The organism is SAR324 cluster bacterium, assembly GCA_029245725.1.
GTDB lineage: Bacteria > SAR324 > SAR324 > SAR324 > NAC60-12 > JCVI-SCAAA005.
In genome coordinates, this window is sequence record JAQWOT010000207.1 from 1 (window position 1) to 7,562 (window position 7,562).

Sequence of the window (7,562 nt, forward strand, 5' to 3'; positions counted from 1 at the left end):
GCGTCATCTTTTGGCATTTCGCCGACCCAGCCACCCAGTTGCTCCGGGGGTAACTTGGCAACCAGATCTGAAAGTGGAAGTGGGGTTGAGCTCATCTCAGCTAAAACTTCTGATGCACGATCTTCGGGGAGTGTGGCTAGAATCTGAACTTGGTACTTTGTTTTTAACTGAAGCATTGCAGCAGCAATGTCAAAGGTGCTAAGATCCTTGAGCAAACTTTGCAAAAGGTCGTTTTTCTCACTTTGAATTAGGCTTTTAATCAATCGGTGATATTGCCCACGCTGTTTTGCCAAGTTACCTCTTCAGGAATAACAAAGATTTCAATGAATCGTTGATGACTAAAGATCACCAATCATATTTGGTGGAATTTATTCTGCTCAGTTGTCCGCCAAAATAATTCAATCTTCCAGAAACTACTTAGAAAATAGAATTTTTCATGCGAGTCATAACATTAAATCTAAACGGGATTCGAGCCGCTTTTCGAAAGGGATTTGGGGAATGGTTAAAAAAGCAGGACGCTGATCTAATACTTCTGCAGGAAACCCGGATTCAACCTGAGCAGTTGACTACTGAACAGACACAGATTGACAGATTTCAGTCTTATTTTTCCTTTGCAGAAGCAAAAGGCTATTCAGGAGTTGGGGTCTATTCGAAAAAAAAACCGATCTCAGTTGAAAATAAAGTAGATTGGCTAGATTTTGATAAAGAAGGAAGATTTCTTCTTCTGGAGTTCGAAGATCTATTTGTGCTTTCACTTTATCTTCCCTCTGGAACTCGTAGTGATGAACGACAAAATTTCAAGTATGAAACGCTAGATTGGTTTCGCAGATGGAGTTCGTCATTAGTTGAGTCAGGTAAACAAGTTTTGGTTTGTGGTGACTTGAACATCGCCCACCAAGAGATTGATTTGAAAAATTGGAAAGGAAACCAGAAAAATTCTGGGTTTCTTCCTGAGGAGAGAGAATGGATGGCAGGACTTTTTGAGTTGGGGGGATTTAGTGATGTGTTCCGGAGCCTATATCCAGACCTTGAAATGTATACTTGGTGGTCTAATCGGGGAAGAGCTTGGGAGAAGAATATTGGCTGGCGAATTGACTATCAAATAGCTACGCCTAAGCTTGCAGCATCCGCGATTGAGGGATCAGTGTACAGTGAGGAAAGGTTCTCTGATCATTCTCCTCTCATAATTAATTATGATTGGGAATTGAACTGAGAGGTGGGTTTTATGGGGATAGAGCCTACCCCCAAGAGCAATCAGGCGTTCTCAAGGACAGTGTGTGGGTCACTTTTTACGCGGAAGAATTCGTAAGGTACGTTTAGAGCCCTAGAGATTCTTTCGAGTGCAGCATCAGAGACATCGGCAGCGTGTGATTCCCAACTTTTCACGGTTTGAATGGCAAAACCAAATTCATATGAAAAAGCTTCGATAGACATTCCGCGAAGTAGACGTGCATATTTGATGCGGTCACCAACACGATCTAGGTCTAAATTCGCATCAAGCCCCATTTCACGTACATTAATACACAAGACCTTTGCAATTTCACTATATTTAGTTAATTTTGGGGTGGAGTGACCAGTTTCCCAGTTCTTAACGGCGGTCAATGAAACATTCAGCTTTCGGGCAAAATCTTTGCGGGTCAAGCCTGCATTTTCACGCCACTGCACCATTTTTTCGCCAAATGAGTTGTCTTCGATGTTTTCGTTGGCTGCTGTAGCTTGCTCAGTCATAGCGACTACGACTCCTTGTCATGGGGTAGGGAAAGACACGAATTCCTGATCATGTACTTTTCCTGCGGGTGGTCCCGCTAAACAAAATCACAGCGTGCTTTCAATTTTTTTAGCGCATCCGTAATTAACTTAAAAACCATAAATTATTATTATTATTGTTTCATTTGTCAAGGATTTTCCTCTTGCAATTGTTGAATCTACTCTTATGGAGTACCTCTGCTTCAGCACTTTTGTAACAAAACTGATCCGGCTGAATAACCAGCTCCAAAAGCGCAAAATACTGCCCAAGATCCTTGACTCATATTCTGTGATTCAGAGAAAGCTAATACCACTCCAGCTGCCCCAGTATTGCCATATTTTTTTAAAACTAACGGAAGTTCAGCTGGTGAAGGCTCTCGTTCTAGAATTTTTTTTGCGAGCAATAGATTCATTTTGCTATTTGCCTGATGTAACCAAACGCGTTTGATGAAGCTACTCTTTACACCTTCTTCTTCTAATTGATTCAAGATCATCTCTGAAACAAGCGGAACAATCTCCTTAAATACTGCTCGACCTTGCTGAGAAAAAAGATTTCTGGGATGCCATGGATCAGTTCTGTTCACTGCTTGACGGAGAAAACCTCCATCATTTCTAATATTGTTTGAGAAATGAGTCTGGAGTTGAATATTCTTGACGGAGAAAGCATTGCTGGATTTTGATGTCTCGCTTCGTTCCAGATAGAGTGCACCTGCAGCATCCCCAAAAATAAAATGGCTGTCTCGATCCCTGAAATTGAGATGCCCAGTGTAAAATTCAGGGCTGACAATCAAAACTCCTGAAAGTTCAGGCTGAATCATTAGTGAGTTGTAGGCCAACCGAATCGCAAAAGGTACCGAGGAACACGCAACGTTCATATCAAAAGCGAATCCATTAATGCCAAGAGATTTTTGAACCTCGATGGCTAAACTGGGATAAGGGCGCTCATAGTTGGAACAGGCTGATATCAGCATGCCAACGTCACTGGCTGATTTATTAGCTTGATCCAAAGCTTTTTTGGCGGCTGCTAAACCCATTTCCGCTTGATAACTCAATTCATCTGGATTTCGATCTTCCAGATCAGGACGCAGCCTTCGTGGATCAATAATCCCGCTAGCCTCCATTACGTGTCGCTCTTCAATTCCTGAAGCATTCTTGATGAAATCAGCGCTGGAGGTTTTCATGGCTGTCCTATCGCCAGCTGTGATTTCTGCTGAGTACTCACGGTTGTATTCCTCAACATGCGCGTTAAAGGCCTTAACCAAGGTCTCATTGTCAATGACATCTGAGGGAATAAAGGTTCCACATCCTGTGATAAGGATTTGATCAGTCAAAGTTCTTCTCAAAATTAAATTTGGTCCAACCAGTAAATCTGGCCTTTGCCAATCCTGATGACATCAGGCGTTTCAGTCGTGAAATCTATAATCGTCGAATGCTCAGCAAAAATTTCTCCTCCATCAATCACCAAGTCCACTTGCTTACCAAATTCCTCATGGATTTCCCAGGCGTTGTCAAAGAGATGATCTTCACTGCTACAAAGCGAGCTGCTAAGAATTGGATTCCCCAGTTCTGAAACGACTTGTGTAGCTATGATTTGATCAGGCCAGCGAACTCCAATTGTACTTCGTTTTGTTAGTAAAATCTTGGGAACGATTTTGGAGGCTCGGAATAAAAAAGTATATGGACCCGGGAGGTGGCGTTTTAAAATTTTGAAAACTGCTGTATCAATGCCCTGTGAATATTCTTGGATCTGTTGAAGGTTGGAGCAAATGAAAGTCAAAAGTCGTGTAGAATCGACATCCTTGTTTAAACTAATCTTTGTTAGTGCTTTCTTGCTGTAGATGTTGCAGCCAAGTCCATATACGGTATCTGTAGGATAAATGATGACTCCATCATTCTGGAGGACATCAATGACTAGGTTGATGTAACGGGGCTGTGGATTGTACGGGTGAATTTCGAGGAGCATTAAACTAGCGTGGAATACGAGGCTGGATCCGATTGATAGTTTCTTTCTGGAATTTTGCCTCTTGTTCCTTCTCCCATTGCGATCGAGGGTCTCCGTCTTTCTTGGATTCCAGACACTGTTGCAGGAAGTTTTGAAAGATATTTGCGACCGAGTCTAATTGAGTGATCAAATGATGATCAGATGGCAGCAAGTGAAGCGAAACTTTGTAATTACGTGCAAAGTTGATCGCATTTTCGACGGGAACCACCTCATCATCCCAACCATGAACCAATAAGGTCTTCTCAGCGAATGGCCTGGGCGAATTGGGCTCTAGGTTGTCAATACTAACAGCAGATGCCATCAAAAAAAGTCCCTGTGGCTTCAGCTTTTCTGAAGCACAAAGGGATACCCAACTCCCCATACTTGAGCCAACAAGAATTAGTTGTTCTGAAGCAGAGGGTCGAAGTGAGAGTAATTTCTTAACTCGGCCATAGCCACTCTTCATGCCTGAGTAATCAGGACTGACCACTCTGAAATTCAAATTTTCAGCGACCTGGGCCAATCTTTTGATCTTTGTTCCCCATGGTCCGCTTTCCTGCCCATGTGCAAAGTAAATTATTCGCTCGTTTGCCATGATCAGTTAATCTCCATCGTCTGAAGAAATTTGATTTCTGCCCAGTCTTCGTTTGTTCGCTCAAGTCTCCATGCATTGGCCGGAAGATAAACAAGATTCCCCTGAGAATCCCGAGCCAAGGAATCAAGAAACTGTTTTTCAAATCTTTTTAAAGCCTCAGCGTCTCGAGTGACTACCCAACGTGCCGTTAAAAAATTTGCAGATTCCAAGTGAGCTTCGACACCATATTCATTTTTCAGACGAGCAAGAATGACATCGAACTGCAAGATCCCAACAGCTCCCAAAAGGTAGTCATTTCGATTAAGTGGTCGGAACAACTGAACAGCTCCTTCTTCAGTGAGTTGTTGCAGACCTTTTTCTAATTGCTTGGCTTTCAAGGCATTGTCGATATGGACTTTGCGGAAGTGTTCTGGGGCAAAATGTGGGATGCCAACAAATCGGAGATCTTCTTTTTCGGTAAAACTATCCCCGATACGGATGGTTCCGTGATTGTGAATGCCTATAATGTCACCGGGGAACGCTTCTTCTACATTTTCTCGATCCTGAGCGAGAAACATAATGGCATTGTGTAATTGTACTTCTCTTCCCAGTCGTTGATGTTTTACACGCATCCCACGCTGGAAACGGCCAGAACATATCCTCAAGAAGGCAATTCGATCCCGATGAGCGCGATCCATGTTCGCTTGAATCTTAAAAATGACTCCACTGAAGGCTTCTTCGTAGGGAGAGACCTCACGAGTTTGCGTGGATCTTTGCCTTGGTGCAGGAGCGACTTCCACAAAGGCATCAAGCATTTCAGAGACACCGAAGCTATTGATTGCGCTTCCAAAGAAAACAGGAGTTTGTAGACCCTTCAGATAGCGTTCGCTATTGAATGGAGTTGAAGCACCTTCCAGTAACTCGATATCCTCTCTCAGTTCATCTGCTTGTGTGCCCAATAGTTCATCCAAATTTGGATCAGCAAGGTCAGTGATGCGGACGATATTGTCAACTTTCTTTGTTATGGAAGCAGCAAATAAGGAAAGTTCTTTGCGATATAGGTTGTATGTTCCTCTGAAGGATTTCCCCATCCCGATAGGCCAACTCATTGGAGCACACTCAACCCGCAAGCTCTCTTCAACATCCTGCAGCACATCAAGTGGTGGTAACCCTTCTCGATCCAGTTTGTTTACAAAAGTTATGATTGGAGTATTTCGCAGTCTGCAAACGTCCATCAATTTTCTGGTTTGTTCCTCTACCCCCTTTGCGCTGTCAATGACGACCAGGGCACTGTCAACGGCAGTAAGAACTCGATAGGTGTCTTCAGAAAAATCTTGATGTCCAGGAGTGTCTAGAAGATTCACCTCGCAGTTTTGGTAAGTGAATTTCATGACGGAAGAAGTAACAGATATACCACGCTGTTTCTCAATTTCCATCCAGTCACTGGTTGCATGACGGCTGGCTTTACGAGCCTTAATGGAGCCTGCGAGCTGTATTGCTCCACCATAGAGCAGGATTTTCTCCGTAAGAGTGGTTTTCCCTGCATCAGGGTGACTAATGATTCCGAATGTTCGACGCCTATCAACTTCCTGTTGGAATTGAGAAGTGCTCATAAATCAGATCGCTCGCTGTGATGCCAGTTGTCGATACTCAGCAAGTCTCCGTTCTACACGTCCAACTGATGCTGCAAAGTCCCTGTTCCCATTTTCTTTTTTTAAAGCCTCAAGATAGGCTCTTCTTGCTTGTTGGTAGTCATCTCTACTGAGTGCTCCAGCCTCATAACTTAATCCAAGATTGTACCAGTCCTCGGCAGTCCGATCATTTTTTGAGAGTGACTCAAGGCGCTGACGAGCTTCGTCCCAAAGGCCATCTCTCAGCAGTTCCTCTGCACGTTCTTCTTCCCCTCCTTCGGCAATCAAAGCCTTAATGCGTTGAGTGGTGGGTGAGATGCTCTGAAGGAAAGATTCAACGGCTTTTGATCCTAATTTTTGAAGAATTTGTTCTCGCTCTTCATCTGGCAGGTCGTTGAGATTTGGATTTGGAAGTCTATTGTCTTCGTAAAAGATTTCTTTAGTTTTAGTTTGCTCGACTACTGCTAATTCCCTAATCGGAATCGGAATCAGAGGAATTTTAGACCGATTCACCAAATTCGCTATACCTGGTATTGGTCTAGCCTCATAGCGATGTTGATAACTTTCAGGGTCAATAATCTGCTTGCCAAAATTTCCTCCAGAAACTCGAACAGCTACTGTCCTCTGTTCTTGATCTCCACCAATGATGGTCAAGTTGAAGTTCGTTTCAGTATAAATAGAAATGTTTCGGTAGCGGTAGGTTCTGATAACTTGATTGACTGGTGGTAGATCTGCATCGACACTCATCCCCGTCAATAAGGTTGCTGCACCGAGATCAATCAGAGATGAGTCCAGTCCTCCGGGGCGGCAAATATATGCTCTACTATCCAATGTAAGGGCATCTTCGCCAAATGTGATGCTAACACCAGCAGATAGTCTACCTCCAATTCCACCCTTACAAGTTGCCAGTTCGGTGAATTGTCCTACTTCTCTTTGTCCACCGCTAACAATTTCGCCCTGTATTACCCCAATTCGTTGGCTGGGTAGCAAGTTTTCTACAGGTAATGTGTCTACAATCTGAGTGTTGAATCGTCCTTGATGGTTCAATTCATTGACAAGTTCCTGCAGCAAAATCTCCTTCAGATTTAGTTGATCACCTTCAGCCTTAACCATATCCTGACGAATGTAGATTTCCGTAACTTCTCTGGGAACATCAAGTTGGGCTGGCCGCTGAACATTCAACTCGATTGCCGAGTTGGAACTGCAGCTAATTTGGAAAAACAGAGTCGGGATCGTCAATAAGAATGTGAATCTCATTTTGCTCAAGGGTGTAGTAAGGAAGGGAAATTAATTTCTATTGAGGATAGGAGACTCTTTTCCAAAAGACAATTGGCGGTTGCCTGAGAACTCAAGTTTCTGCCAATTTTTGTTTTTTGATGAGAGAATTTGATCCAAATTTATTCGGACGTTGGTAACAATCCGGTTAATTTTGGTCTTCGGGAGGAATGACTAACTGGTAGCTTTCAGCCTAAAGAAAGCTACCAATAGGAGGGACTGGAACAGTTTACTTAGATGATTCAATTACATTTATGGCTTTTAGTGCCTTATCCTTGATCTCTTCATTACCCAATAGATCAGCAGCTTTGTGTAATGAACGTGCATCTGTGATTTTCACCCCTGGGGTGTAAAT

The 7,562-nt window shown here is 43.2% G+C and carries 8 protein-coding genes; 1 reads left to right on the top strand and 7 read right to left on the bottom strand.

Going from position 1 to position 7,562, the window contains the following annotated elements:
* A partial coding sequence (locus tag P8O70_11195; protein MDG2197441.1) for a hypothetical protein occupies positions 1 to 293 on the bottom strand: 293 nt, incomplete at its 3' end.
* 143 nt (positions 294 to 436) lie between these two features.
* On the opposite strand from P8O70_11195, the gene P8O70_11200 reads away from it, so the two are divergent.
* On the top strand, positions 437 to 1,213 hold the full coding sequence (locus P8O70_11200) for an exodeoxyribonuclease III (protein MDG2197442.1): 777 nt from the start codon (positions 437 to 439) through the stop codon (positions 1,211 to 1,213).
* A gap of 41 nt (positions 1,214 to 1,254) precedes the next feature.
* Here P8O70_11200 and P8O70_11205 read toward each other — a convergent pair whose 3' ends face one another.
* The 6 genes from P8O70_11205 to P8O70_11230 all read right to left on the bottom strand — a co-directional run bounded on the left by P8O70_11205 (position 1,255) and on the right by P8O70_11230 (position 7,189).
* Positions 1,255 to 1,728, bottom strand: a complete 474-nt coding sequence (locus P8O70_11205; protein MDG2197443.1) for a helix-turn-helix transcriptional regulator — start codon at positions 1,726 to 1,728, stop codon at positions 1,255 to 1,257.
* A gap of 221 nt (positions 1,729 to 1,949) precedes the next feature.
* Positions 1,950 to 3,077, bottom strand: coding sequence for a beta-ketoacyl-ACP synthase III (locus P8O70_11210; protein MDG2197444.1), 1,128 nt, complete (start codon positions 3,075 to 3,077; stop codon positions 1,950 to 1,952).
* Between the two features lie 14 nt (positions 3,078 to 3,091).
* Complete coding sequence (locus P8O70_11215; GenBank protein ID MDG2197445.1) at positions 3,092 to 3,709, bottom strand: L-threonylcarbamoyladenylate synthase; 618 nt, start codon at positions 3,707 to 3,709, stop codon at positions 3,092 to 3,094.
* 4 nt (positions 3,710 to 3,713) lie between these two features.
* Positions 3,714 to 4,322 (bottom strand): alpha/beta hydrolase, encoded by a 609-nt coding sequence (locus tag P8O70_11220; protein ID MDG2197446.1) that lies wholly within the window; start codon positions 4,320 to 4,322, stop codon positions 3,714 to 3,716.
* A 2-nt stretch (positions 4,323 to 4,324) separates the two neighbouring features.
* Positions 4,325 to 5,914 carry a peptide chain release factor 3 gene (locus tag P8O70_11225; GenBank protein MDG2197447.1) on the bottom strand — a complete coding sequence of 530 codons (1,590 nt, stop codon included), beginning with the start codon at positions 5,912 to 5,914 and terminating at the stop codon, positions 4,325 to 4,327.
* 3 nt (positions 5,915 to 5,917) lie between these two features.
* The gene (locus P8O70_11230; GenBank protein MDG2197448.1) at positions 5,918 to 7,189 is read right to left on the bottom strand and encodes a tetratricopeptide repeat protein; all 1,272 of its coding nucleotides are present in this window, start codon (positions 7,187 to 7,189) and stop codon (positions 5,918 to 5,920) included.
* Positions 7,190 to 7,562: the final 373 nt, after the last annotated feature.